This window comes from Terrihabitans rhizophilus, from assembly GCF_033898525.1.
Taxonomy (GTDB): domain Bacteria; phylum Pseudomonadota; class Alphaproteobacteria; order Rhizobiales; family Methylopilaceae; genus Flaviflagellibacter; species Flaviflagellibacter rhizophilus.
Genome location: NZ_JAXAFJ010000005.1, coordinates 17,288 through 40,142, shown reverse-complemented (window position 1 = coordinate 40,142; position 22,855 = coordinate 17,288). Strand labels below are relative to the sequence as shown.

At 63.9% G+C, this 22,855-nt stretch carries 30 protein-coding genes; 28 read left to right on the top strand and 2 right to left on the bottom strand.

What is annotated here, in order from left to right:
- Positions 1-28: 28 nt before the first annotated feature.
- On the bottom strand, positions 29-277 hold the full coding sequence (locus SCD90_RS09625) for a YegP family protein (RefSeq protein ID WP_319844462.1): 249 nt from the start codon (positions 275-277) through the stop codon (positions 29-31).
- A gap of 77 nt (positions 278-354) precedes the next feature.
- Here SCD90_RS09625 and SCD90_RS09620 point away from each other — a divergent pair, with 77 nt between their 5' ends.
- From SCD90_RS09620 to SCD90_RS09495, 26 genes are all read left to right on the top strand, one after another.
- Positions 355-930, top strand: a complete 576-nt coding sequence (locus SCD90_RS09620; RefSeq protein WP_319844461.1) for a hypothetical protein — start codon at positions 355-357, stop codon at positions 928-930.
- 171 nt (positions 931-1,101) lie between these two features.
- Positions 1,102-1,638 carry a hypothetical protein gene (locus tag SCD90_RS09615; RefSeq protein WP_319844460.1) on the top strand — a complete coding sequence of 179 codons (537 nt, stop codon included), beginning with the start codon at positions 1,102-1,104 and terminating at the stop codon, positions 1,636-1,638.
- A 233-nt stretch (positions 1,639-1,871) separates the two neighbouring features.
- The gene (locus SCD90_RS09610) at positions 1,872-2,057 is read left to right on the top strand and encodes a hypothetical protein (protein WP_319844459.1); all 186 of its coding nucleotides are present in this window, start codon (positions 1,872-1,874) and stop codon (positions 2,055-2,057) included.
- Between the two features lie 26 nt (positions 2,058-2,083).
- Positions 2,084-2,629 carry a terminase small subunit gene (locus tag SCD90_RS09605; RefSeq protein WP_319844458.1) on the top strand — a complete coding sequence of 182 codons (546 nt, stop codon included), beginning with the start codon at positions 2,084-2,086 and terminating at the stop codon, positions 2,627-2,629.
- On the top strand, positions 2,607-4,592 hold the full coding sequence (locus SCD90_RS09600; RefSeq protein WP_319844457.1) for a phage terminase large subunit family protein: 1,986 nt from the start codon (positions 2,607-2,609) through the stop codon (positions 4,590-4,592). The genes SCD90_RS09605 and SCD90_RS09600 overlap by 23 nt, the downstream gene beginning before the upstream one ends.
- An 11-nt stretch (positions 4,593-4,603) precedes the next feature.
- The gene (locus SCD90_RS09595; RefSeq protein WP_319844456.1) at positions 4,604-6,259 is read left to right on the top strand and encodes a phage portal protein; all 1,656 of its coding nucleotides are present in this window, start codon (positions 4,604-4,606) and stop codon (positions 6,257-6,259) included.
- Positions 6,259-6,519, top strand: a complete 261-nt coding sequence (locus SCD90_RS09590) for a hypothetical protein (RefSeq protein ID WP_319844455.1) — start codon at positions 6,259-6,261, stop codon at positions 6,517-6,519. Before SCD90_RS09595 ends, SCD90_RS09590 begins: the two co-directional genes overlap by 1 nt.
- Before the next feature lie 10 nt (positions 6,520-6,529).
- Positions 6,530-7,570 (top strand): head maturation protease, ClpP-related, encoded by a 1,041-nt coding sequence (locus SCD90_RS09585; RefSeq protein WP_319844454.1) that lies wholly within the window; start codon positions 6,530-6,532, stop codon positions 7,568-7,570.
- The gene (locus SCD90_RS09580; RefSeq protein ID WP_319844453.1) at positions 7,570-7,953 is read left to right on the top strand and encodes a head decoration protein; all 384 of its coding nucleotides are present in this window, start codon (positions 7,570-7,572) and stop codon (positions 7,951-7,953) included. The genes SCD90_RS09585 and SCD90_RS09580 overlap by 1 nt, the downstream gene beginning before the upstream one ends.
- 3 nt (positions 7,954-7,956) lie before the next feature.
- On the top strand, positions 7,957-8,994 hold the full coding sequence (locus SCD90_RS09575; RefSeq protein ID WP_319844452.1) for a major capsid protein: 1,038 nt from the start codon (positions 7,957-7,959) through the stop codon (positions 8,992-8,994).
- A gap of 11 nt (positions 8,995-9,005) precedes the next feature.
- Entirely contained in the window at positions 9,006-9,266 is a 261-nt protein-coding gene (locus SCD90_RS09570; RefSeq protein ID WP_319844451.1) for a hypothetical protein, read from the top strand.
- A gap of 46 nt (positions 9,267-9,312) precedes the next feature.
- Positions 9,313-9,696 carry a hypothetical protein gene (locus SCD90_RS09565; RefSeq protein ID WP_319844450.1) on the top strand — a complete coding sequence of 128 codons (384 nt, stop codon included), beginning with the start codon at positions 9,313-9,315 and terminating at the stop codon, positions 9,694-9,696.
- Positions 9,696-10,445 (top strand): hypothetical protein, encoded by a 750-nt coding sequence (locus SCD90_RS09560; protein ID WP_319844449.1) that lies wholly within the window; start codon positions 9,696-9,698, stop codon positions 10,443-10,445. The genes SCD90_RS09565 and SCD90_RS09560 overlap by 1 nt, the downstream gene beginning before the upstream one ends.
- Complete coding sequence (locus SCD90_RS09555; RefSeq protein ID WP_319844448.1) at positions 10,445-10,888, top strand: baseplate assembly protein; 444 nt, start codon at positions 10,445-10,447, stop codon at positions 10,886-10,888. The genes SCD90_RS09560 and SCD90_RS09555 overlap by 1 nt, the downstream gene beginning before the upstream one ends.
- Positions 10,888-11,181 (top strand): PAAR domain-containing protein, encoded by a 294-nt coding sequence (locus SCD90_RS09550; protein WP_319844447.1) that lies wholly within the window; start codon positions 10,888-10,890, stop codon positions 11,179-11,181. Before SCD90_RS09555 ends, SCD90_RS09550 begins: the two co-directional genes overlap by 1 nt.
- A gap of 11 nt (positions 11,182-11,192) precedes the next feature.
- The gene (locus tag SCD90_RS09545; protein ID WP_319844446.1) at positions 11,193-11,399 is read left to right on the top strand and encodes a hypothetical protein; all 207 of its coding nucleotides are present in this window, start codon (positions 11,193-11,195) and stop codon (positions 11,397-11,399) included.
- 2 nt (positions 11,400-11,401) lie between these two features.
- Positions 11,402-11,794, top strand: coding sequence for a GPW/gp25 family protein (locus tag SCD90_RS09540; protein ID WP_319844445.1), 393 nt, complete (start codon positions 11,402-11,404; stop codon positions 11,792-11,794).
- Positions 11,791-12,717 (top strand): baseplate J/gp47 family protein, encoded by a 927-nt coding sequence (locus SCD90_RS09535; protein WP_319844444.1) that lies wholly within the window; start codon positions 11,791-11,793, stop codon positions 12,715-12,717. Before SCD90_RS09540 ends, SCD90_RS09535 begins: the two co-directional genes overlap by 4 nt.
- Positions 12,714-13,352 carry a phage tail protein I gene (locus SCD90_RS09530; RefSeq protein ID WP_319844443.1) on the top strand — a complete coding sequence of 213 codons (639 nt, stop codon included), beginning with the start codon at positions 12,714-12,716 and terminating at the stop codon, positions 13,350-13,352. The genes SCD90_RS09535 and SCD90_RS09530 overlap by 4 nt, the downstream gene beginning before the upstream one ends.
- Positions 13,352-15,640, top strand: a complete 2,289-nt coding sequence (locus SCD90_RS09525; RefSeq protein ID WP_319844442.1) for a hypothetical protein — start codon at positions 13,352-13,354, stop codon at positions 15,638-15,640. The genes SCD90_RS09530 and SCD90_RS09525 overlap by 1 nt, the downstream gene beginning before the upstream one ends.
- Before the next feature lie 10 nt (positions 15,641-15,650).
- Positions 15,651-15,836, top strand: a complete 186-nt coding sequence (locus SCD90_RS09520; RefSeq protein ID WP_319844441.1) for a hypothetical protein — start codon at positions 15,651-15,653, stop codon at positions 15,834-15,836.
- Positions 15,808-16,803, top strand: a complete 996-nt coding sequence (locus SCD90_RS09515; protein WP_319844440.1) for a hypothetical protein — start codon at positions 15,808-15,810, stop codon at positions 16,801-16,803. Before SCD90_RS09520 ends, SCD90_RS09515 begins: the two co-directional genes overlap by 29 nt.
- Positions 16,803-17,420, top strand: coding sequence for a hypothetical protein (locus SCD90_RS09510; protein WP_319844439.1), 618 nt, complete (start codon positions 16,803-16,805; stop codon positions 17,418-17,420). Before SCD90_RS09515 ends, SCD90_RS09510 begins: the two co-directional genes overlap by 1 nt.
- A complete protein-coding gene (locus SCD90_RS09505; protein WP_319844438.1) occupies positions 17,417-18,070 on the top strand; it encodes a hypothetical protein in 654 nt (217 codons plus the stop codon). The genes SCD90_RS09510 and SCD90_RS09505 overlap by 4 nt, the downstream gene beginning before the upstream one ends.
- Positions 18,071-18,259: 189 nt before the next feature.
- Positions 18,260-19,504 (top strand): phage tail protein, encoded by a 1,245-nt coding sequence (locus tag SCD90_RS09500; protein ID WP_319844437.1) that lies wholly within the window; start codon positions 18,260-18,262, stop codon positions 19,502-19,504.
- Positions 19,505-19,515: 11 nt separating this feature from the next.
- Positions 19,516-20,034 (top strand): phage major tail tube protein, encoded by a 519-nt coding sequence (locus tag SCD90_RS09495; RefSeq protein WP_319844436.1) that lies wholly within the window; start codon positions 19,516-19,518, stop codon positions 20,032-20,034.
- 14 nt (positions 20,035-20,048) lie between these two features.
- Here SCD90_RS09495 and SCD90_RS09490 read toward each other — a convergent pair whose 3' ends face one another.
- Positions 20,049-20,381 (bottom strand): Rap1a/Tai family immunity protein, encoded by a 333-nt coding sequence (locus tag SCD90_RS09490; RefSeq protein WP_319844435.1) that lies wholly within the window; start codon positions 20,379-20,381, stop codon positions 20,049-20,051.
- Positions 20,382-20,412: 31 nt separating this feature from the next.
- Here SCD90_RS09490 and SCD90_RS09485 point away from each other — a divergent pair, with 31 nt between their 5' ends.
- Both SCD90_RS09485 and SCD90_RS09480 read left to right on the top strand, forming a co-directional pair.
- Positions 20,413-20,889, top strand: a complete 477-nt coding sequence (locus SCD90_RS09485; protein WP_319844434.1) for a phage tail assembly protein — start codon at positions 20,413-20,415, stop codon at positions 20,887-20,889.
- Position 20,890: 1 nt separating this feature from the next.
- The gene (locus tag SCD90_RS09480; protein ID WP_319844433.1) at positions 20,891-22,855 is read left to right on the top strand and encodes a phage tail tape measure protein; all 1,965 of its coding nucleotides are present in this window, start codon (positions 20,891-20,893) and stop codon (positions 22,853-22,855) included.

The following is a 22,855-nucleotide window of genomic DNA, read 5'->3' as shown; positions in this document are numbered from 1 at the left end:
AGAAATCTGCGGGCGGCTTTTCTGGTTGTCAAAGGTTCAGCGCGTGGGGTCGCTCGTTCCTGCGGAGCGACCCGACCGTCTCGCCGCCCAAGAGCGAAGTTATGGTTCCTGCCTGAACCCGCGTGTCGTCGTTCACCTCTGCGACCAGCAGCAGGCCATGGATGCAGTCTTCACGGCGAACATAGGTTTCCGCTCCATCCGCAATGACCCGGCCGTTGCTGGCCTTGAGCCGCCAGTGCCACTGACTGTGCGCGTTCTGAAGCACTTCGAAATGCATGGGATCCTCCTGTGATCGGGCAACGCGCCACGATGCGACGCGCGCCGACCGAACGCTAGTGTTCAAGGTGCAAGCACATGGCGCTGAGGCTGACGATCCGGGGCAATGGACTTGAGCGGTTCGACGAGGCGGTCGAGATCCTGGGCGAGAACAAAGCCCGCAACGGCTACCGCCGCGCGCTGAACGAAGCAGGCCGAGACACCAAGACGGCAACCGGACGCGCGCTCGCAAAGCAGACCGGCCTGAAGGTGAAGACCACACGCAAGGCTTTGCGAGAGAGCAAGGCGTCTTCCGGTACACTGGAATACAAGCTGACCGGGAGCGGTGGCGACATCAGCCTCAAGCACTTCGGTGCGCGCGAGACGCGCGGCGGTGTTTCAGCAGCGCCGTTCGGCCGGCGTGAAGTGTACGACGGCACGTTCATGAAGGGCGGCAAGTTTCCGAACCGGAAGGACATCGGCAAAGGCGGCCACGTCTTCGAACGAACCAGCTTCGGGCGCCTCCCGATCCGGAAGGTGAAGTCCGGCGTCATCATCCCACGCGAGATGGTGAAGGGCACCACGGCTGAGACGTTCCAACGGATCGGCAGCACGAAGCTGGACGAGAAGATCGCCAAGCACCTGAAGCTGATCACCAAGGGCGTGCTGTCGTGATCGTTAGACTATTTGCTGTTCTTGCCCTTGCCGCCTGAGCCCTTTTCCGTTGACGTGTTAGGATTGGTTTTCTTGCCGGGACCGGTGCTCTCGTTAATGGGCTTGGCGGTCTCGGTGCTACTTTTGTGGATGATCGTCTTGTTCTTAGCCTGCGTGTAAATAGAGGGTTCCATGGCGATCACTCCGGAGCAGCTAAGCGGTGCCGACGATAAGGTTCTAGAAGAACTGAATCGAAGTGCCGAGTCCATGCTTCAAGCGCAACTCGCCTTGAGCACCGCGGCCGACGCAAGAGCTGTCGCCTTTTCGAGCGTGATCGCAGCAGCTGCTGCTGGGCTCGTTGCTGCGGGCGTAACTTTAATCCTAGCGAGTGACGATGGAATGCGACCGTTCGGCGTTGTCGCGCTGTCGGTGGCTGCAGGGCTTCTACTCTCCATGATCGTTGCGATGTGCGGCGCTCGCTCGATCCGTATGACTGCACCCGGCAATCAACCGGATGCCTTCGAAGAGGAACTGGCGAGGGGCACCACGGCAAGAGAGATCCAAAGCATCAACCTGTGTTTCTTCAATCAAGGCATCGAAGACAACTTCAAAGGAATGAAGCGGAACGGCCGGCTCATGAACGGTGCAATGCTCATTGCAGCTGTCTCTCTGATAGCGGGTTTCGTAACTTGCCTTTTTCTGCTCTTCCCCGTCCCGACTCCTTGCTGACCCCCGGTTCAGGGACCGTATGCGGGGAGCGCAAACCCTAGCGGGCGCGAGACCCCGAAATACAGCTAGGCCCAGCTTTATCAAAGTTGGGTTTGCTTTCCCGGTTCCGTGACCTAGCTAGCCTCTTGGCGACGTGCCTCTTCGTAGGGTTCGGTCTGTCCGTGGACCACGTCCTGATGCCGCTCACACCTATTAGAGAAGCGGCGCCCGAGGGGATGATCCCAGCTATCCTGATGAAGGACACCGCCACCGGTTTCGTCATCCGGATATTGATCTCCCGCGATGTGCAGGCGGTAATCGATCGCCTATCGCTCACCGCCCAAGATTTGCATAGGGTCGCGAGCGAAACCTTCGACGCCCATGGCAGCGTGCGCGGTAGGCTCGCACTGACAGTCGGGGACTTCGCGCAACTGGCTTAGCTGGGCGAAGGTCTCAAGGGGTCTCCATGTCAGTCGTCGGAACGGGTCGAAACGTCACTCAGGCGGATCTCGCCGCGCTGTTCGGCATCACGGTGGTGACCGTGCGCGCCTGGGAGCGAAAAGGCCTCCCAATCGTGGCCAAGGGCGGCAAGGGCAAGGCCTCCACCTACAACACCGCTGCCGTTGCGCGCTGGCGTGAGGAGCAGGTGGCGCTGGCTGCGACCGGCGACACGAACGCAATGGACATCGAGGAAGCCCGGCGCCGGAAGACGGCAGCAGAAGCGGCCCTCGCAGAAATGGATCTGGCCATCCGGCGCGGTGAATACGTCCTCGTCGAGGCGGTCGGCGCCGTCGTCGAGGCCGAGTACGCGACGATCCGGGCGAACTTCTCGTCGATGCCTGGCGACATAGCCGGCGACCTCGAGCACCTGCAGGCATCCGAGATCGAGGAGCTGCTTGCGACCAAGGTATCGGAAATCCTGAATGAGCTCTCAGCAGACAGCGAGTACGCGTCTGAGGACACGGCTCAGGAAGGCGAGAGCGGAGGCCTTGAGGCCGCCGCCGAAGCTTAATCTGATCGAATGGGCTGACGAGTACCGGTACGTCGCGAAGCAGAACAGCGCGAACCCGGGCAAGTGGAAAACCTCGCGAGTGCCCGTGGCTTTCGGGCCGATGCTGGCGGTGACCGAGCCCGATACCCAGACCGTCACGCTGATGGCCTGCACGCAGCTCGTGAAGTCCGAATGGCTGCTGACGACGGCGCTCTACTTCATCCATCAGGATCCATCCTCGATCCTGTTCGTGCAGCCGACGCAGAAGCTGGCGGAGTCGTTCTCCAAGGAGCGCTTTGCCCCGACCCGCGAAGTGACGCCGGCCATCGCCGCGCTTGTCCCGGATCCGAAGTCGCGGGACAGCGGCGTGACCATCACGCACAAGGAATACCCAGGTGGGATGCTGGACTTCGTCGGGGCGAACTCCGCGGTGGATCTGGCATCACGCCCGAAGCGCATCACAATCTGCGACGAGATCGACCTGTACCCGGCGGACGCGAGCGGCATGGGGCCGCCTCTGCAATTGGCGGAAGAGCGCTCGTCGACCTTCAAGAAGCGCCGGAAGAACCTTCGGGCCTGCTCGCCGTCCGACGAGACATCATCAATCATCTGGCAGGAGTACCTAGCCGGAGACCAGCGCAAGTGCTTCGTGATCTGCCCCCACTGCCAAGAGGAACAGACGCTCGTCTGGTCACCTCAGACGGTGCTTTGGGACAAGGACGCCGACGGCAATCATCTGCCGGAAACGGTGCGGTATCACTGCCGCGGCTGCGGCATCGGATGGTCCGAGGCTGAACGCGTCCACGCGCTGCGCTCGCTTGGGGAGCAGCCGGATAAGGGCTGGCGCCAGACGAAGCAGTTCAAGTGCTGCGGTGTCGAGCAGTCACCTACGGCATGGAACGACAAGGGCCGTTCGCTTTGCACGGATTGCGGCAAGCCGTCGATGTACGGCGGCCATGCCAGCTTCCAGGTGTCGAAGCTCTATTCGACCAGGCACGACCTATCCGCCGTGGTACGCGAATGGCTCGGCGCTCACAGGAGCCGGGAGAAGCTGCGGAAGTTCACGAACACCGCACTGGCCGAAGTCTGGAAAGAGAAGGTCGAGAGGCTAGACCCCAAGGCGCTGGCCGAACGGATCGAGCCTTACAGCGCAGAGAGCGTGCCCGCTGCGGTCCAGCTGATCGTCTGGGGCGCTGACACGCAAGATGACCGCATCGAAGTGACGTTTCAGGGATGGGGCGCCGACGAAGAGTGCTGGGTCCTCAAGCACGAGGTGCTGCTCGGCGACACTGCGAAGAAGCAAGTTTGGGACACGCTCGACAAGCTGGTGAAGGAGCCTTTCCTGACCGAAGACGGCCGGCGTCTGGTTCCGCAAGCCGGATGCATCGACAGCGGAGGTCACCGCGGCGAGATGGTCCATGCGTTCTGCAGGGCCAGGAAAAGCCGACGGATCTACGCCATCGCGGGCCGAGGAAATGGCCCCGAAGGCTCCAAGCTGATCTGGCCCAAAACGCCGAGCCGGACGAAGAACTCCGGAGACCGCCTTTACATCGTGGGCGTGGACACAGCCAAGGACGCGCTAGCTTCTCGGCTGATGATCCAGCCCGATGACCTGGGCGAGCCGGTGCCGTTCGCAATTCACTTCCCGCACGAGGGGCTGAGCTCGGATTACTTCGAGCAGTTGACGTCGGAGAAGGCGGTTTCGGTGTTCCAGTCGGGCCGCGAGTTCCGCAAGTGGTTCCCAAAAGCCGAGGGCATCCGCAACGAGGCGCTGGACTGCTTCGTGTACGGCATGGCGGCCCGATTATCGCTGCCGAACAGGCTTCGTGCAGCTGGCCGGCAGGTTAAGCCGGTGAAAGCGCCAGAGCGTGAACCAGGCGAGCAGATCACGGCTGAAAACGACGCCGAGCGTGTGGGCGCCGCGCCCGCTGCGCAGCCCACCAGATCTAAGAGATCCCGCGCTTCTTGGGGCGCCTACAGGTAGGACACCGCTGAATGGTCGAAGCCAAGCCACGATATCGCGTGCCGGCGCGCTCGGCCCGTGACGTCGAGCCCTTGGCGCGACCGAACCGTCCGACAGCAAGGTATCTGCGCCCGGACCGCAGCGGGATACTGGGCATGCGCCGCGCCGTGACGCGCGACGCCAAGGTGGACGTGCTCGAGGCGGCAGAACGCGCTTCGGCGCTGGCGCTCGACTTCATGCAGAATTCCGGCTGGCTGGCCGGCGCTGCCGATCAGATCATCTCGGATACCATCGGCACCGAGCTCAAGCTGAACGCCCGCCCGGATCTGGCGGCGCTCGGGTACACCGAAGAGGAGCGGTCGGCCTGGTGCCGCATCGTTGAAGCGCAGTGGCGACGCTACGCGTGGAACCCCGCCGAGTGTGACCTGGCGGGCAAGTCCACGGTGGCCGAAATGCTCGACGCCGTCGTCCGGCACTATCTGGCTTACGGCGAAGCCTTCGGCGTCTTCGACTACCTCACGGTGCGCCGTCGCCGAACGCTTGGCCTGGAGACTGGCACGAAAGTTTCGCTTGTCGCGCCGCATCGCCTTCCCCGCACGACGCGCGAGTTCGAAGGCCTTGAGCAAGGCATCTATCACGACGCTCTGGGGCGGGCGCAGTTCTACGGTTTCCGACGCCGTGAGTCCGGCATCGACGTGGAAAGCGCGGTGCCAGCGCGCGACGTCGTTCACCTCATGGACCGCGGCGACAATCCTGGAAGCCCGCGCGGCATCTCGGTGATGGCGCCCGTCTTGAGGGTCATGTCTCAATCCGACCAGCTGGCCGACGCAACGCTCGCAACGGCTTTGCTCCAGACGATCTTTGCGGCCACGATCAAGAGCCCGGAACCTAGCGCCGACGCATTCGGAGCAATCCAGACGCTGGCTGACACCGAGATGCCCGACGGGTTTGAGGATGGCCCCGTCGCCTGGGCGGATTATGTCGGCGCACTGCAGCAGGATTTGATTGGCGTCTGGGATCAGCGCATCAACGCGCTGAAGAGCGGGGGCGTGAACCTCTCGGACACGGCCCGCATCGCGCACATCGGGCCCGGCGAGGAGCTGCAGTTTCTCACCGCGCAGACGCCTGGGTCCAACTACCTGCCGTTCTCCAAGAACCTGCAGCAGGAAGTGGCCCGGCGCCTCGGTATCACCCTCGAGTCGTACTCGATGGACCACACAGGAGCATCGTATTCGTCGGTGCGCATGGGCATCTCGTCCATCTGGCCCATCGTCATGCGGCGGCGCGAGCGGATTGCGGCGCCCTTCGCCCAGGCCGTCTACGAGCGGTGGCTTGAAGAGAGCATTGCCGAGGGCCGTATCCCCATGAAGGGCGGCTATCAGGCGTTCCTCGCCAATCGGCAGCGCGTGGTCTGGGCAGAATGGCAGGGCCCCGCCAAGCCTACCGCCGACGACTACAAAAGCGCGATGGCATCAAAGCTGCGGTTAGAGACTGGCCTGTCGAGCCTAGCCGACGAGTGCGCCGAGTACGGCAGGGATTGGGAAGAGAACGCCACCCAGATCGAACGCGAGATGGCGGCGCTTGCGAAGCGTGGCATCCCGCACCCGTTCGGTCGTTCCACCGGTGGCGCCGGCCCGAACGGCATGGCGGCCGATGGCAACCGACAGCCGGCGAAGGAAGAAGCCTGATGGTCGACGAACCGGACCCGCGGAAGGTCGACTGGTGCGCGCGGGCGACAATGCTGCGGGAGGTCGAGGCCGCTATCCTCGCAGGCGAGATGGTCACTGAAGCCCGTTTCGGCGCGGACATGACCAAGTTCGCCTCGACGTCTCTGTCTGATGTCACCAAGGCGCTGAACGAAGCACTGCGCAACTGCGCGATTGAGCGCGGCGAACGGCCGAAGCGCACCCGCTACGCGATATCGGGCCGGATGACGCGCCCCTACTGAGGTTCACCACATGGCTGCAATTTTGAACGGCGGAGAGCTCACGCCTTCCGGCGATGTCGGCGATGCGTGGTTCGACGATCACTTCACGTATTCCGACGTGGTCATCGCTCTGGCGCAGATCGACGACACCAGCGAACTGACCGTGCGCCTTAACTCGCCCGGCGGCATCGCCACAGAAGGCGCGGCGATCCACGCGCTGCTGTCACGTCGGGAGGGCGCCACCAATGTCGTCGTAGACGGAGTGGCGATGTCCTCGGCGTCGCTCATTGCCATGGCCGGCGACACGATCACGATGACGCTCGGCTCCACGATGATGATCCACGACCCGGAGAACATCTCGGTCGGCAATTCGGACGCCCACGCCAAGAGCATCGAGCATCTAGAGACGCTGGCGACCTCGTTCGCCCGGATCTACGCGGGCAAGTCCGGCAAGAGCCCGGAAGAGTGCCGCTCGCTCATGAAAGCGGAGACGTGGTTCACGCCGGAAGAGGCTGTCGCCGCCGGCTTTGCCGATGCTCCGGGCGACACCAAGGCCCGGGCGGCAGCGCCTCACGACTATCGCGCCTACGCGCATGCCCCGAAGCGCCTGCGGGCGCTGGCGGCAAAGAAGAATTGGCATCGCAAAGATGCCGATATGGCGGCCCCGTCCGCCGCTGACCCCCGACAAGCAGAGGAGAATTCCATGTCGGAAGCGAACCAGGGCGGGCCGAACACCGCCGATATCGAACGGGCACGCCGCGAAGCGGTGATGGCCTACCAGACACGCCGCAAGACGGTGATGGCCTTCGTAGAGGTCAAGGGCCGCGAAGCTCTTGCGGAAAACCTCATCGACACGGACCTGACCGAGGACGGCATCAAGGCCGCACTGGCTGCCGCGCCGAAGGCTGACGCCGCCACCGCTCGTGCGGACGACGTCTCCGAGCTCGAAGCCCGTCGCCTCAATGGCGAAGGCCTCAACGCCCCCGGCAAGCCGACACCTGCCACCGCCAAGGGCACGACCTCGATGGTCGCCAACATGCGCAAGCTGCTTGGCCAGAAGGAGACCGCATAATGGCTACCGTCATCACTGAGGGCCGTCGTTCCAGCGACTGGCTGAAGGAATACGAGCACGACTACTCCGTCGAGGAGGTCGTCATCGCGGCAGGCAGCGGCGTCGTTGAAAGCGGCACCGTTCTCGGCAAGGTCACAAGTACCGGGAAGTACAAGCCTGTCACAGTGGGCGCCAGTGACGGCAGCCAGACCGCCGCAGGGATCCTGATGAACACCGTCAACGCCGCGGCAGACAAACCCGCGGTCATCGTCGCCCGTAAGGCGAAGGTGGTCCACCAGGGCCTGCGCTACGGCGCCGACGTCGACACGGCTGCCGAACGCGCAGCCATCCATGCAGCTCTCGGCGCGCTCAATCCGCCGATCCTCGTGCGCGAAGGAGCGTAATCAATGACCGTCATCGCCGACATCTTCAGCAACGACGCCTTTTCGGCAACGTCGCTGACCGCTGCGATCAACATCGTTCCGAACGCCTATGGCCGGCTTAACGAGCTCGGCCTGTTCGAGAACGAGCCGATCCCGACGACCACCGTGGGTGTGCAATTCGAGAACGGCACCCTTAACCTGCTGCCAACCCGCGAGCGCGGCGCTCCGTCGTCGCTTGGCATGCCGGACCAGCGCAACGCGAAGGTCTTTTCGGCCTTCCACATTCCGCACGACGACTTCGTCAAAGCTGACGACGTCCAGAACATCCTCGCGCGAGTTGGTCAGGATGGCGCGCTCGAGGGCGTGCAGACTGTTGTGAACCGCAAGCAGATCAACATGCGCCGCAAGCATGCGATCACGCTGGAGCACATGCGGATAAGCGCTCTGCGAGGCGAAATCCTCGACTCCGACGGCTCTTCGCTGCTGAACCTGTTCACGTCGTTTGGCGTGACGCAGAAGAGCATCGACTTCCTCCTTGGCACCGCAGACACGAACGTCGGCGGCAAAATCGACGAGTTGTCGGGCTACATGGAAGACAACCTCAATGGCGAGGTCATGTCCAACGCGCATGTGCTTTGCTCGCCGGAATGGTTTGCGAAGCTGACCAGCCACAAGAACGTCAAGGAAGCCTGGGCGCACTACGACGGCACCTTCAACGTGCTGCGTCAGGACGTGCGCAAGAAGTTCGTCCATCGCGGCGTGACGTTCGAGGAATACCGTGGCACCGCCAACTACCTGCAGGAGAACGGCACCTATGGCTCCCGCCGGTTCATCCCGGCCGGCGAAGCCATCGCTTTCCCGATGGGCACAATCGACACCTTCCGCACCTACTGGGCGCCTGCCGACTTCATCGACACGGTGAACACGCTCGGCGAGCAGATCTACGTCCGTCAGGCCGTCGATCCTGAATTCCAGCGGTGGGTGAAGATCCATAGCCAGTCGAACCCGCTGCCCATGGTGAAGCGCCCGGGCCTGCTCGTTCGCCTGATCTCTGGCAACTGAGGAGACTGATCATGCAGGTAAAGAACCTCGCCACCGGTGAGATCGACGCGCTGCGCTATGGTGCGGCGGCCGATGCGGTGAACGCCGGCACCCATGAATACATCAGCGAGAACGGCAAGCCGGCTGCGGGCGCGGCGCCCGTAGCCGGTAAGCCGGTCGACCTCAACAGCATGACCAAGGACGATCTGCTGGCGGAAGCCCAGCGGCGCGGCGTCGAGGTCAAGGCTGGCGACACCAAGGTCGAGATCATCAAGGCCCTGGAAGCCAAGTGAACGGCGGGGCCGGTCCAGCTGGCCCCGTTTCACATTGAGGATCGTCATGCCAGTTGCCGCAAACCCGCAAGCACTGCGTGAACGTGTCCTCGCGGCAGTCGACCGCAAGTTCGCAGAGCCGATCCGGGTTTCCTTCCTGAAGAACGGCACCGCCGACCCGGCGCGTGCCGTCACAGAGATCACTGCCGTGCTGCGAGTGGGCGGCGGCGAGCAGTCGAATGTGGCCGGCGGCTCGAGCGAGGCGTGGCGAACTCAAATCGCTGCCGGCAAGGCCGAACTGCACATCGATGCATCCGTCTACAGCGGCCCAACCATCAAGACGAAGGACCGCATCTGCGCTCTCTCGCGGCCGGGCAAGCCGTGGTGGGAAGTGCTGCGCGTCGATGATCGTGGCGAAACCCGCCTTGTGCTTGAGCTCGGAGAGGTCTGATGTCGCTCGCAAGGATCGCGCTGCGCATCGCAGCGGTAGAGGCCATCAAGGGTCGCACACTCGTCGAGGACAACGTGCTCGACAGCCCGAACGGTGCGCTGGACATCCAGGCGAACGGCACGTTGCGAACCCCGGAAGATCGGCCGTTCGTTGCCGTGTTCACGGACACCGGAAAAGCCGAGGACATCACGGGGCGTAGTCTGGTCGAGAACGGCGTCTGCGAGCTGGTGATCGAGTCCGGGATCAGCTTGGCCATGACGGTCGTCGATCAGGAGACCGGCGCGTCCGAAATGGTCGGGGTGTCCATCCCAGCCTCCGACGGTGGCTTCGAATTCTTCCTGGACATCGTTCAGCGCGAGATCGTTGAGGCTCTGACCGATCCGAACAACGAATGGGCCGAAATTTACCGCCGGCTGCACTACCGGGTCACGAAGATCGAGATCGGCGCCAGGCGCACAACGGACGACGGGCAACGAGTTGCTGGTCATCAGGTCCGCATCTCCGTGGCCTTGATGGACGATCCGGTACGCGGTGAGCCGCTGGAGGCCGGAAGCCCACTCGCTGACTTCCTCGACAAGCTGCAGGCGTCTGACAGCCTGGTTTACCAAGAGCAAGCGGCCACCATGCGCCGCTTCATCGAAGGCTCGGCACCGAACCGGACGATCCTGCAGCGACGCCAAGGGCTGACCGCGCCTGAGATGGCTGCACTGGCCCCGGGCGTAACCGAAGACGACGCGGGAGACGCCTGATGCGGCTCGACCTGTACGGAATGAAGACCGACATCGAGATGCTGAAGAGCGCCTTCGGCAACGCATTGAAGGTCGGCCCGGTCGAAGAGATTGATGCGAAGAGGGGCTACCGGCTAAAGCTTGGGGAAGGCGCTGATGGGCCGTTCCTGAGCCCATGGTATCCGCACCCGGAGACCGGCAAGACGAGCGTGCCGCTGAAGAAGGGCCAGATTGTCGGAGTGATCAATCCCACCGGTGACATGCGGCAGGGCCTCATGTTCCGCGGCGGCTACTCCGACGGCAATCCAAGCCCGAACGACAACATGGAAGCCAATGTGTTCGAGGATGCGGGCGTGCGCATGGTTGTGGCCGACAACGCTCTGACGATCACCGCAGGCGACACGAGCGTCGTCATCGCGGCGGGCGGCATCACGATGAAGTCCGCCCGGATCGACCTGAACTGATGTCCGCTGCGCATCGTCTCGGCGACCTCTGCACCGGTCACGGCTGCTGGCCACCGCGTCCGAATGCAGAAGCCAGTCCCGACGTCTTCGTCAACGGCATAGCCCTTCACCGCCAAGGCGACACTTGGCTTCCGCACACCTGTCCCGAGATCCCGGAAACGCACGCCAGCGTACTGGCGGCCGGTTCGCCGACCGTCTTCTGCAACGGCAAGCAGGCAGCCCGCATCGGCGATCCTGTCGCCTGTGGCAGCCGGACCGCCACTGGCAGCGCCGACGTGTTCATCGGCCCCTGAGAGGAACCATCATGAGCAAGAAGACCTATCAGGCCCTTCCCGGTGTGGAATGGGTCAACGGCAGCCGCGTGCCTGAGAGCCGCGAGATCAAGTTGACGGCGGCCGAGGCTCGCTTCGACCTGGATCAAGGACGCATTGAGCTCAAGGAAGAGCGCGAGATCGCTGTGCCGGCCGAGGCAGAGCCGGCGACTCCTGCTCAGGCAGCCAAGAGGCGCTGAGGGTGGCTGATCTCAACCAGCGCACCGGGGCTGTCATCGACAACTATGCCTCGGCGCTGCAATCGGTGGAGATCATCTTCGCGACCCGGCTCGGGGAAATGGTGCTGCTCCGCGAGTTCGGCGCCGGCATCATCGAACTTCTTGGCCGGGCGCTGACACCGAAGACGGTCGCCGCCTTCGCGATCCTGCTCGCGGCTGCAATCGATCTATGGGAGCCGAGGTTTCGGGTTCGTCGCGTCTCGCTCACGGGCAGCGTCGACGAGCTCCGGCTTGGACAGGCGGGTGTTCGCATCGAAGTCGACTGGCGGCCACGCGGCCACCTCGGCGACCCGACCGTCGAGAGCGTCCAGACATTCGGCCTGTTCGGCAATCGCATCAGGAGGGTCGGCGCATGACTTTCGCTCCGACGACCGTCGATCTTTCCCGTATGCCAGCGCCAAACGCCATCGAGCCGCTGGACCCGGTCAGGCTGAAGACCGACTTCCTGACGCGGTTCGTCGCGTTCTGGGACGAGGAACGTGGACGCGATGCCAGCTTGCCGGCCTTCGAAGTCGCAGGGCTTGAGGCAAACCCGGCGTCGATCTTCGCCAAGGCCTGGGCTTATCTACGGCTGATGGACCGGGCACGAGTGAACGACGCCGTTCGCGCCGTGCTTGCGCCTCTGGCCTCCGGCGCGGACCTCGACAACATCGTCGCGCGGCAAGGCATCCAGCGCCTGATCGTTGTCCCGGCGAACATCGCGCTGAACACCCCTGCGGTGCTGGAGACGGACGCGGCCCTGCTGCGCCGTTACCTGCTGTCCTTCGACAGACCGTCGGCAGGGTCTGCCGGCCGCTATCTCTACGAGGTCTTTCGCGTGTTTCCCCTTGCCGGGGACGCGAAGGTTAATGGCCGCATCGTGCATGGACGGCCGGGTGACACCGACGTTGTGATCGTGGGGCCCGGCGGACGCGATGCCACCACTGAGGAAATGGCTGCGGTGCGGGCCGCGGTTCTGGATCCATCCGTGCAGCCGGAGGCGGTCGGCGTATCCGTGCTCCGCGCCACGCGGCTAGAATATGTGGTCTCGCTCGTGATCGAGGTCCCACCGGGTCCTGATGCCGCGTTGCTGGTGGCAGAGACCGCGAGCCGTGTGCGGGCGGCGACTGACGAGCGGACTTTGATCGGTGGCGAAATCCCGCCAGGGCTTTTGCCGGGTGCCGCTTACGGACCGAACGTCATCAAGGTTCGTGATCTTGTGCCGGTCGTGGTGCTTCCGAACCCCTACACGGTGCCCGTCTGTACCAGCATCACCGTCACGGCCGAGGTGCGCGCATGAAGGCGACGGCAGACGAAATCCTGCCGGCTTCCTCAGGACCGTTCACAAAGGCCGTATCCTTTGCAGCGTCAGATGATCTGCCGGTGCCGCTGCGGGCCATCCTCGGTTCGGCCACGTCTCCGATGGATTGGCTGCCGTTCCTGGCCGCGCACGAGTCCGTAGACCTCTGGTTCGACGATTGGTCGGCTGATCGTAAGCGGCAGATGATCGCCGAAGCCGCAGAGCTCGCCGCACTCGTCGGCACGCGGGCGGCGCTGGACCGGTTCCTGCCTTTCGTCGACGCCTCGATCATCGACAGGATCTCGCATCCTCGACGGTTCGTCGTTGGCTTCTCCGCGATAGGGCTTGACCCTATCGGCCACAAACCGTTCACGGCGCATCTGCTCGTGAAGGTGCCGCTCCGCTTTCCATCCGGCGCCTTCGTGGTCGGGCGCTCGGCTCTACGGCGTGACGCGCTGCGCACCGTCGACCGTGAACCTATCCGCCGAGTGCGCCGCGCGGTGCAGGCCGCCAAGGCCCCCGAGACCTTGATCACGATCAATCATGGCCACCGCCGGCCCGTCACCATCGATGACGGCTTTCCGCTGGATGGCTCCTTTCGCTTCGGCGATTTCCGCGACCGTAAGAGGCTCTGATGAGCAATCGCCTGCTGACAGCCGAGGCCGAGATCCTTGAGCCTTCCGACTTCGACGATATGACCCTGTTCCCGCAGGCGGCTATCGACAATCTTGTCGAGGATGCCATCGCGTACCCGGCGCATTGGGCGCGCTTCACCGTCTCGGCCGCGGCCAATACCCAGGTCGTCACAGTTTCTCCGGGCCGCTACCACGAGGACCGCACCGTCTTCGAGGCAACCGGCGTTCAGGACGTCAACCTGCAGGCCTATCTGCCCGTAGTCGTCAGCGATGAGCGCTGGGTGGCGCTGATCCTTCGCGGCCGCACGGACATCGAGGAGGCCATCCGCCCCTTCAAGGATCTGGCGGAGGATGCCGATGACGCGTCTGTCGTCATGCGCTCCACGCCGAACGTTGAGCGTCGGGTGGTCGGCATCGTGGTCCAGCAGGGTCTCGCATCTCCCGCGCCGGCCTTGCGTCCGGTCGTGGCGGATACCGACTGCTGCATTGCGTTCGTCCGGCTGACCAGCGCCGGGGTTCAGACCATCGTGCCGAGCGAGGGTCACCGCGTTAAGCCGCTCTACGAAGTGGAGGGCCGCGTCACCGCGCTCGAGGTCAATCTTGCCGCGCTGTTCCTGCGCACCACCACGCTCGAAACCGACCTCGCCAACGCGAACAGCGCCATCAACGATCTGCGCCGGGCCATGGTCCGCCCGGAAATCATCCGGCAGATCCGCCGGGACGTCGCCGCCATGCGGCAGCAGAACAACGTGCCGGCTGGCGCTCGCTCCGACTGGTACGATCCGGGCCTGCTCTATGACCAGTGGGACCCGAACCATGCGCAGTGGCGCAGCCGCGTCGACGAGGGCATCCACCATCCTTATGCGAACCAGAAGGAAGCCCAGCTTCAACTGGTGACCGAGGACGATCCGAGGATCCGCTTCACCGGGCGCCGCATGATGCCCGCATGGTCTGAAGTGACGCGCATGTCCAATTGGGGCGGCACAGCCACCCGTGACATCTCGCAGACCACCCACAGCGAGGTGAACGCCATAAGGCGCGAGGTGGCTCGCTCGAAGCTCGAATACGGCGAGACCATCCACATCTGCGAGAACGCGAAGGAGTGGTCACGCTATTCGCCTGATCTCCAAGCGAGCCGCACCTTCAGTAAGAACGGCGAGACGTTCGAGACCGTCGGCTTGGTGAAGCGGCAGGACCGAGGCCACAACATCTACGCCGTCCGCACGGTCAAGAAGATCGAGTGGACCGACGTCTATTGGGACTACGTCACCACCGAAATCGGCGTGAACGGCTCGGTCCATGGCGAAACGATCCTCGTCTCGCAGCCGACAATCGCCACCTCGATAGACCTGGATTTCAGCCGCGTCGGCAACGACGGCGACGTGCACCTGTTCCTCTGCGAAACGGACCCGACCGGCGCTCCTGTTGTCACCGCGGTGCTAGCGAACGTCACGAAACCGCGCTCCGAGCTGGTCCTTGGCGCCAACAAGTTCAACCTGCCACCCACCTACCTGACCCCCGGCAATCGCTATGCCTGGTTCACGGTCACGGTCGGCAATCATCAGCTGCGCGGCACGACTGGGAATGCCTACTCAGGCGGAACCTCGTTCCGTCTGACGGATGGTGCCTGGGCGCAAGGCGATCTGGAATTCGACTTCAACTTCCGCCTCAACGCCGCGCGCTTCGCGAACACCCGAACGGTCGTCAATTTCCAGCCAGTCACGCTGGAAAACGGCATGACCGAACTGATGCTGCTCTACGCGAACTGGCGTCCGGACGGGACCGCCATCGAGTGGGAGATCCGCACGGTCGACGAGCTGCCTTGGAGCTTCCTGGACGTTGCCGAGGATGGGCCGCTTGCGAGCCTGCCATCGCTGGTTCAGCTGCGCTGCACGATGCTCGCCACTCCAGATCTGGCGCCCATGATCGTGATGGATGCGTTCGCCGTCTCCCGCACGGCCCGGCCGGCACCGGAGCTGCGCGCAGTGTCGGAAGCGATCAACCTTGGCCTGACGACCACCACGATCCAGACGCTGACGACCATCGACGACTTCGACCCCGCGGTGCAGGGGTTCTCGCCGCGTATCATGGCGGGGGCGTCCCAGACGCTGATCGCGCCGGACGTCAGCACCACGATCATCGATCAAGACCGGCCCGAGCGCCGCGAGGTGCTGTCCACCTACACGGTGCCCGCCGGCACATCGGTGGTCCGCAATGCCCCCGGTCTCACGACGACCAACATCGTCCTGACCGCCTTCCTCGAAAACACCGCGCTCTTCGCGCTCTGAGGTGAAGCCGATGTCTGAAGCGAGCACAATCACCTACGACAGCGATGGCACCTACGAGGTGAAGCTGACCCGCGCCGTGAACTACCGCGGTGCGATGCTGCTGCCTTTGCCGCGGCACGAGATGAGCGGCCGCGCCCTGAAGGCCATCGTTGAGCAGGAGGGTCCGGATGTCGTTGACAGCGCCGAGCCCCGATAACGACTACCTGATCCCGCTCGGCCAGAGTGCCACGCGGGAGTTCTTCCAGGGGTTCTTTACGAGCGTTGGCCAGCGGCTTCGTTCGCTGGAGATGACCGAGGCTGACTATCAGTCGGCCATCGACCTCATCACCAGCCAGGCGCTGGCCATCGTCTCCGCGAACATCACCGAGGTGGTGGACGTCCAGCGCCAGACGCTGATCGAGATCCAGGAAGCCGCCGACCAGATCATCGCGGCCTATGAGGACATCGCTACTGGCGTTCTGCCTGCAGCATCGTCCACCTTGGCGCCTGTAGCCGGGCTCACGGCGACGAACGTCCAGGCAGCCGTGGAGCAATTGGTTGCCGCCAGCAACGCCTTGGGCGAGGACATCGCCGGCTTCGACGACGATCTGGCTTCAATCAATCAGGCCATCTCCACACAGGCGGGGTTGCTTGGCTCGAAGCAACAGGCGAGCGGCATCCTCACCGGAATAGCTGGCGCCGGCGGTTATGCGGCGAACCGGGGTATCTTCTCGACCAGTGGCACTGCGTTCGGCACCTATGCGCTCACGGTCTATGGCCGCACTCTGGCGGGGCTCGCCGATGCGGCTGCGCTCCTCGCGCAGGTGGTAGGTGCCGGAGCGGCGACGCTCACCGGCCTCGGGCAAGTCATCACGGGCGGCTTTCGCACCACCGGTAAGGACATCGGCGCGCTCACCGGGACGCTCGCGTTCGATCCCGGGCTTGGAAATCTCAAGTATGGACGCCGGACATCGTTCGCCTTCACCATTGCCCCGCTCACCGAAGACGGGTTCGTCGAGCTCTTCTTCTGGACGGATGGCACGGGCGGCACTGTCACCATAGCGGCCGGGTTCCAGAACTCCGCGGACTACGGCGACACCATCGCCACGGACGGCTCCTATCACGTGCAGCTGCGGCGAGCCGGCGGCGCCGGGTTCAACACCTGCAACATCCGGAGGCTTTGATGCGCGCGCTCGTCAAGCTCGATCCCCTGACCCTTTTGCAGACCAGCGCAGGGCCGGAGTTTCCGCCCTTCATGGTCGAGGGCGTCTACGTGATGTGCGCACCGGAAGATTGGGCAGAAGAGGGTCATGCGATCCTGCCCTATCAGGAGCAGATCGCGCGGCCCCATCGCTTCGCCGACAAAATCGGCACCCTGATCAGCATCGAAGATGGTGTGGTCATCGGCACGGCCGAGTGGCAGAGCCCGGCGCTTTCCGAGGTGAAGGCCCGACTGGCTGCTGAGATCGATGCCGCCGCCGGCACGGCGCGCTCGGGCTTCATCACCGTGAGCGCGGGCCAAGAGATGACCTATCAGGCGAAGCTCGCAGAAGCGCGCCGCTGGAGCGAGACGGCTGACCCGCAGGATGCAGACTTCGTCCTCCTGAGCTTCGAGGTCGGCATCACGGCGCCTACCATGGAAGGTGTCGTGGACGTCGTCCTCAACCAGAACGCAATGTGGGAGTTGATAGGCGGCTCCATCGAGGGCAAGCGCCTGGGCGCTAAGAAGGCGGTCAATGCGGCGGGGAGCATAGAAGAGGCCATCGCTGTCGCAGACGGCATCACCTGGCCGGCGCCATGATCGGCGGTGTCGGTCTCATCGGCGGCCCGCTCCGCGTGAAGCAAGTGCTTGCCACGCCATGGACCGAGAACTACTGGCCGCCGGGCATCAAGGCGGGCGACCTCGCCGTCATCATCAACGCCGCCGCGAACAGCAATCTCGCCACGCCATCCTACGCCTACCCGGCAGGAATGACCGCTGCCGGCGGCATGACCTACAACGGCGCGGTGGTGTTGTGCTCTCGCAAGACGTGCGACGGCACCGAGAGCGGCGCCTACAACGCGATGAGCGGAAGTGTCGGCAGCGACTACCTAACGTTCATCTTCAGAGCTATCCGACAGGGCGTGGTTGGCGCGCCCATCTCAGGCAGCCAAGTGGGAACCTATTCGGCGAACGATCCTGCGGCGCAGACCGTGTCCGCATATGCCGTCAACCATCCGGTTATCGTCCTCGGCTACATGAGCTCTCACGCATCGACCGGCTCCCCGACCACGCAGCGGCTCACGATGTCCGAGTTCGACAGGATCGATATGCGCGCCGGGGATCTCAACCTGCAGGCGGGTTATAAGATCTTCCAGAAGGGTTCGCCGGCCGTCACCGTTGACATGCCTGACATCGGGGCCAGGAACCTCCTCGTCGGCCTCGCCTTTGAGGTGAAGAAGCCGGCATGAGCAGCTTTACCCGGCCGCTCTGCATCGCGCCCGCCGTCCTCGATGACGGCTCCATCCGCCGGAACAAATGGGGGCTCGACTGAACCGCCGAGCAACAACTGGATCTGATCGCAGGCACCTTCACGGGTGCCTTTTTCTTTGCCCGACCGGGAGCCGCGAGCGCCGGTTTCTTTCCCACAGGAGACAATCATGAGCGCACCCATTTTCGGGATGCAGTTTTCCCGACCTGCAGACGAGCCGGTTCCCGTCCTCGGCGCAGACTTCTCCAAGATGCTGCTGGTGGAGAGCTCCACCGGTGCATCGGATGCGGAGTTCCCCATCGGGACGCCGGTCCGCTTCTCGTCCAGTGACAAGGACGCCGTCGCCGGGCTCGGCACGGGCAACCTTGCGGACGCAGTGCGCGGCATCAACGCGCAGCTGACCGGCGAGAACCGTGGCGCTGACGTCACCGTCGTCCGCGTCGCCGAGGGCGGCACGGTGGCGGCAACGGCTGCAAACATCGCCGCAGCGCTGGGCAATGTGTCCTCGATCCCGTCGGCGGTAAACGCAACCCCGCGTCTCGTCTGGGCCGGCCGCACGTCGTTCCGGCCGGCAGACCCGGAAAATGCAGGCGAGTTCCTGGTCAATCCCGTGGTGGCCGCGCTGGATCAGGCGTGCGGCAATCTTCTGGCAATCTCGGTCGTGGACGTCGACGACACGGCCACCGCAAAGGCCATTGATGCCCGCGAGACGATGAATTCCCAGCGCCTCATGCCGGTCGGCGTGGCGGGGCGGGTTTATGAGGGCGAAACGGTCGTGACGCGCCCGATGGGTCCGCGCATCCTCGGCCTGTTCGCCCGTGTCGACAACGAGAACGAGGGCAAGCCTTTCGATCCCATCGCCAACCGGGCGATCTATGGCTTGGCCGGCTTGTCGCGGAAGATCGGCTTCTCGCTCCTCGATGGCTCGACCGACGGCCAGATGCTGCTGGACGGTGAGGTGTCCATTGTGGTGCCGGGCGAGGTGAACGTGGACGGGGCTGTCGCCGATGGCGGTTTCGTCTTCATCGGCACCGACGACACGGACACCGGTGAGCTCTGGAAGCAGATCCATCAGGTCCGCGGCGCCGACTACATCACCGTGAAGCTTATGCAGATCACGCGCCAGTTCCTCGGCCGCAAGGTCTCGCCCGACCTGGTCGAGGCCTACATCAACTCGATCCTGTTCATGCTGCGGGACCACGCCGCCGACGACGACATCCTTGGTTACAACAAGGACGTCTTCATCCCCGACCAGAACAGCCCCGAGCAGATCCGCCTCGGTCGCATCAAGCTCGACCTCGGCATCGAGCCGGCGCCGGTCTTCAAGCGCGCCGACACGGATATCCGCCGCTATCGCCCCGCCGTCGAAGGTCTCGTCGCCGAGATCGTCGCCCGTCTCAACACCACCGCCTAAGAGGTCCGACCATGGCTCAGCAGCCGCTTCTCATGCTCACTGCCGTAGACGTTCGCCGGGCAACCGAGACCGGCACGTCGCACGCGACCACCATCAACACGCTGACGATCCCGCCGGTGAACTTCATCACGTCGGAGCACTCGCCTGGCGGTGGCGTCGGCACGGTGAACTTCACCCAGCCCCGGATCGAGGCGCTGGAACCCACCTTCTCGGCAAAGGGCATCGATCCTGATGTCATCCGGGGCATGGGCGTCGTCGACCGCTGGACGTTCGCGGCGGCCTACCGGGACAAGAAGACGAACCGGGACATTCCCGCCCGCGGCATCATCGAAGGCGCAGTGACATCGTGGGAGCCCGACGAAAGCGATCCTGCTGAGATGCAGGCATCGAACTATGCGTTCAATGAGGTGACGCACTTTGAGTTCACGCTCGACGGCCAGGAGCTGATCTACTTCGACTTCTGGGAGCGGATCGTTCGGCGTGACGGCGTCGACCTGTTCCGAAGTGTGCGGACGGCGCTCGGCGCCTGAGCAAAGGGGCGGTGCTAGTCCTTACAGGGGAAGGCCTCGTCCAGCGCCAACGACGCTAATGCTGCAGCTGGGCGGTGACGATCTTCCGGCTTGGCCAGAAGCGCCTTGCAGAAGACATCTCGCAGCTGCTCGCCGGTGGCGCCGGGCGGGGCGCAAATCTTGATGCTCGACCCTCCCGCAACGGCATGAAGTTCGGCAGCGTCCACGACGCCTAGCACATAACTCGAAACCGCCGCAGAGCGGACCTGACAGCCGGCCATGAGGTCGTTGCCAGAAAAGAATTCTGCCTTTGCGCCGGTCCCCAACCCGGTCAGGAGCAAAGCGGCATAGGCAAGTTTGTGCAGCATCGCGGCCTTCTCGCTCTCAAGGATTTACTCATTGACCGAAGCATCAACCCACATAGCAGCCAGCGTTCGCGATGGCCAAGAGGCGCCTGGTGCCGAAAGCGGATGGTCGATTGACGTCGAAGCGCGGCAGGCAGATTTCGCCCGCCTGCGCAAATCCGGGTCCGAGACCGACACCACGGCAGCAGGTCCAGTGCACCAGAATGCGCCCGCCGCCGAAGTCGTGGTCTGGCCTCGGATCGAGGCAACCTATGACCCCACTCCGCCCCTTGTTCAAATCCCGCTCAGTGCGCCGTTCGAGGTGGCTGGCGTGCGCGTGGCCGTGATCGAGCTTCGTCACCCGGCGTTCAGCGACGTCGAGGACGCGCTTCGGGGCGACATCAGCGAGTTGGAGCTTCATGCCCGCATGGCTGGCGTCTCCACGGACGCGTTGCGATTCCTACGCTGGGTAGACGCTGAATTGGTAACAGTCTGCGCACGCCACATTGCGCCTGCGCTGCGGACTGCTTGATATGGCGCGGCTCTCCTCCGAACTAGTCCTGAGCCTGACCGACAAGGTCTCCGGGCCCGCCCGTGGGGTCGGCCGGGCCATCGATGATCTGGAGCGCAAGCAGCGCGGGGCGATGGGACTGATGCGTCGGCAGGCGAAGCTGACGGCTCAGTCGGCAGCGGGTATGGCGAAAGCCAACGCAATGATGCTCGCCACGACCGCGTCGTATCTCGCACCTGTGGCCGGAGCGATGGGCGGACAGTCCGTCATCACTCAGGCGGCCAACTTCGAAAGCGCGCTGACAGGGATCCAGAAGAAGGCCGGCACCACCGCGGACGAGACCGCGCGGCTCGGCGAAGAGATCAAGGCTCTGGCCACCAGCGGCGACTTGGCTGTGCCTATCCAGGAGATCATTGGCGCCTACGAACGCGGCGCTGCGGCCGGCATCCCCATAGATGACCTGAAGCAGTTTGCCGCCTTGTCGGTGAAGGCATCCGACGCCTTCGAAATGCCGGCGGAAGAGGTCGGCAACTTTGCGGCCAAGCTAAAGACGAGCCTGGGCCTGTCCGATGAAGCCATCCGCCGCACCTTCGACCTGACGAACTCGCTGGCAGATGCCGGCATATCCGACGAGAAGAACATCGTCGACTTCGTGGACCGCGCGGGCGCCTCGTTGAAGACCCTCGGTCTTTCGATGGAAAATACGCTGGCAGCCGGCGCCACGCTGCTCAACATCGGCATGTCTTCTGACGTGGCTTCTACAGCTATGGAAGCCATGTCGACCAAGATGCTGACGGTCGGCACCCTCACTGGTAAGGCCCGGAAGACGTTCGAGCGGTTCATGGGGCCGGTCGGTAAGTTCTCGAAGGCGGTGGGGAAAGACGCGAACGGTGCGCTGCTCACGCTGCTTGATCGAGTGCAGGAGCTCGACAGCGAAGACCGCATGGACTTCCTGAAGAACTTCGTGGGGATGGAGCATGCCTCGAAGATCCTCCGCCTGTCCGATGCAGTCGGCGAACTGCGGCGCAACCAAGCGCTCGCTGCCAATGAGACGGCGTGGTTCGGCTCGCTCGACAAGGCGTACGCCCTGAAGCTGGACGATTTCTGGTCGCAGTGGCAGCTGATGAAGAACCAGATCAGCGAACTTGCCATTGATCTCGGCACTATGGGTATGCCGGCGTTTAAAGCGGGCCTTCAGGGCGCTGTTGACTTGGTAAAACAGGTTCAGGACGGCATGCACTCGATGGAGGCAAAGATCGACTGGGCCGAGGTCCAGAAGGCCAAGGACGCCGTTCTTGAGCTCAATGAGGGCATGAGCAAGTTCTTGGGCATGGACACGAGCCAGTCGACAGCGTCCAGCTTCTTCGAGCGGCTTGCTCGCACCGTCAGCACTCTCGCGGCGGATCTGAACAGCATCATCCGGGTGACGCGAGAGCTGGGTGAATTCGCCCGCGATCCCGCTGGCTTTCTGGCTAACCCCGACGTTGAGAAGAAAGCCGAGTTCGAAAGGCGGATGAACGAAGCCCGGGACAAAGGCTCCGGCAACGGCGTGAAGGACACTTGGGACTGGTTCTGGAAGCGCCGAGAGCAGGTTGCTCTGGAGAAGGCTCCTCGACAGATCGAACGCATGGTTCCGGCGCCGGTCCCCCTTGAGCCCATCGTCACAAAGCCTGCGGAAAAGTCCGCTGCCGCCACGATGCCGTTACCTGCGCCTCGGCCGAACGTCTTGGCGCCTATCGCTGCCGAAGGTGAAGCTGCTGCCCTTAAGGCGCAGGAAATCGGCAGCCGCATCGAGCAGGCATTCAGTGTCTCCGCGCGGCCGAACATCGACGCATCGAGCATCCGCGCCGCTCGCGGGGAGGTCGAAGCTCTGGCCTCTGCCCTGCAGCGGATCCCCGGCTTGGCAGCAGAGGCCTCTCAATCTGCCGCCCGGGCTTGGATCGATGCCGACGGCCTCCATGCCGACACGACCTATCCGGGGTACTGA

Bases quoted from the DNA above. Each gene is read 5' to 3' on its own strand.
- SCD90_RS09560 (WP_319844449.1), top strand. From the start codon at position 9,696: ATGTCGCTCGCAAGGATCGCGCTGCGCATCGCAGCGGTAGAGGCCATC.
- SCD90_RS09525 (WP_319844442.1), top strand. From the start codon at position 13,352: ATGAGCAATCGCCTGCTGACAGCCGAGGCCGAGATCCTTGAGCCTTCC.
- SCD90_RS09620 (WP_319844461.1), top strand. From the start codon at position 355: ATGGCGCTGAGGCTGACGATCCGGGGCAATGGACTTGAGCGGTTCGAC.
- SCD90_RS09625 (WP_319844462.1), bottom strand. From the start codon at position 277: ATGCATTTCGAAGTGCTTCAGAACGCGCACAGTCAGTGGCACTGGCGG.
- SCD90_RS09545 (WP_319844446.1), top strand. From the start codon at position 11,193: ATGAGCAAGAAGACCTATCAGGCCCTTCCCGGTGTGGAATGGGTCAAC.
- SCD90_RS09615 (WP_319844460.1), top strand. From the start codon at position 1,102: ATGGCGATCACTCCGGAGCAGCTAAGCGGTGCCGACGATAAGGTTCTA.
- SCD90_RS09610 (WP_319844459.1), top strand. From the start codon at position 1,872: ATGAAGGACACCGCCACCGGTTTCGTCATCCGGATATTGATCTCCCGC.
- SCD90_RS09500 (WP_319844437.1), top strand. From the start codon at position 18,260: ATGAGCGCACCCATTTTCGGGATGCAGTTTTCCCGACCTGCAGACGAG.
- SCD90_RS09495 (WP_319844436.1), top strand. From the start codon at position 19,516: ATGGCTCAGCAGCCGCTTCTCATGCTCACTGCCGTAGACGTTCGCCGG.
- SCD90_RS09580 (WP_319844453.1), top strand. From the start codon at position 7,570: ATGGCTACCGTCATCACTGAGGGCCGTCGTTCCAGCGACTGGCTGAAG.
- SCD90_RS09605 (WP_319844458.1), top strand. From the start codon at position 2,084: ATGTCAGTCGTCGGAACGGGTCGAAACGTCACTCAGGCGGATCTCGCC.
- SCD90_RS09590 (WP_319844455.1), top strand. From the start codon at position 6,259: ATGGTCGACGAACCGGACCCGCGGAAGGTCGACTGGTGCGCGCGGGCG.
- SCD90_RS09480 (WP_319844433.1), top strand. From the start codon at position 20,891: ATGGCGCGGCTCTCCTCCGAACTAGTCCTGAGCCTGACCGACAAGGTC.
- SCD90_RS09575 (WP_319844452.1), top strand. From the start codon at position 7,957: ATGACCGTCATCGCCGACATCTTCAGCAACGACGCCTTTTCGGCAACG.
- SCD90_RS09565 (WP_319844450.1), top strand. From the start codon at position 9,313: ATGCCAGTTGCCGCAAACCCGCAAGCACTGCGTGAACGTGTCCTCGCG.
- SCD90_RS09520 (WP_319844441.1), top strand. From the start codon at position 15,651: ATGTCTGAAGCGAGCACAATCACCTACGACAGCGATGGCACCTACGAG.
- SCD90_RS09555 (WP_319844448.1), top strand. From the start codon at position 10,445: ATGCGGCTCGACCTGTACGGAATGAAGACCGACATCGAGATGCTGAAG.
- SCD90_RS09585 (WP_319844454.1), top strand. From the start codon at position 6,530: ATGGCTGCAATTTTGAACGGCGGAGAGCTCACGCCTTCCGGCGATGTC.
- SCD90_RS09515 (WP_319844440.1), top strand. From the start codon at position 15,808: ATGTCGTTGACAGCGCCGAGCCCCGATAACGACTACCTGATCCCGCTC.
- SCD90_RS09490 (WP_319844435.1), bottom strand. From the start codon at position 20,381: ATGCTGCACAAACTTGCCTATGCCGCTTTGCTCCTGACCGGGTTGGGG.
- SCD90_RS09505 (WP_319844438.1), top strand. From the start codon at position 17,417: ATGATCGGCGGTGTCGGTCTCATCGGCGGCCCGCTCCGCGTGAAGCAA.
- SCD90_RS09535 (WP_319844444.1), top strand. From the start codon at position 11,791: ATGACTTTCGCTCCGACGACCGTCGATCTTTCCCGTATGCCAGCGCCA.
- SCD90_RS09595 (WP_319844456.1), top strand. From the start codon at position 4,604: ATGGTCGAAGCCAAGCCACGATATCGCGTGCCGGCGCGCTCGGCCCGT.
- SCD90_RS09530 (WP_319844443.1), top strand. From the start codon at position 12,714: ATGAAGGCGACGGCAGACGAAATCCTGCCGGCTTCCTCAGGACCGTTC.
- SCD90_RS09510 (WP_319844439.1), top strand. From the start codon at position 16,803: ATGCGCGCGCTCGTCAAGCTCGATCCCCTGACCCTTTTGCAGACCAGC.
- SCD90_RS09570 (WP_319844451.1), top strand. From the start codon at position 9,006: ATGCAGGTAAAGAACCTCGCCACCGGTGAGATCGACGCGCTGCGCTAT.
- SCD90_RS09550 (WP_319844447.1), top strand. From the start codon at position 10,888: ATGTCCGCTGCGCATCGTCTCGGCGACCTCTGCACCGGTCACGGCTGC.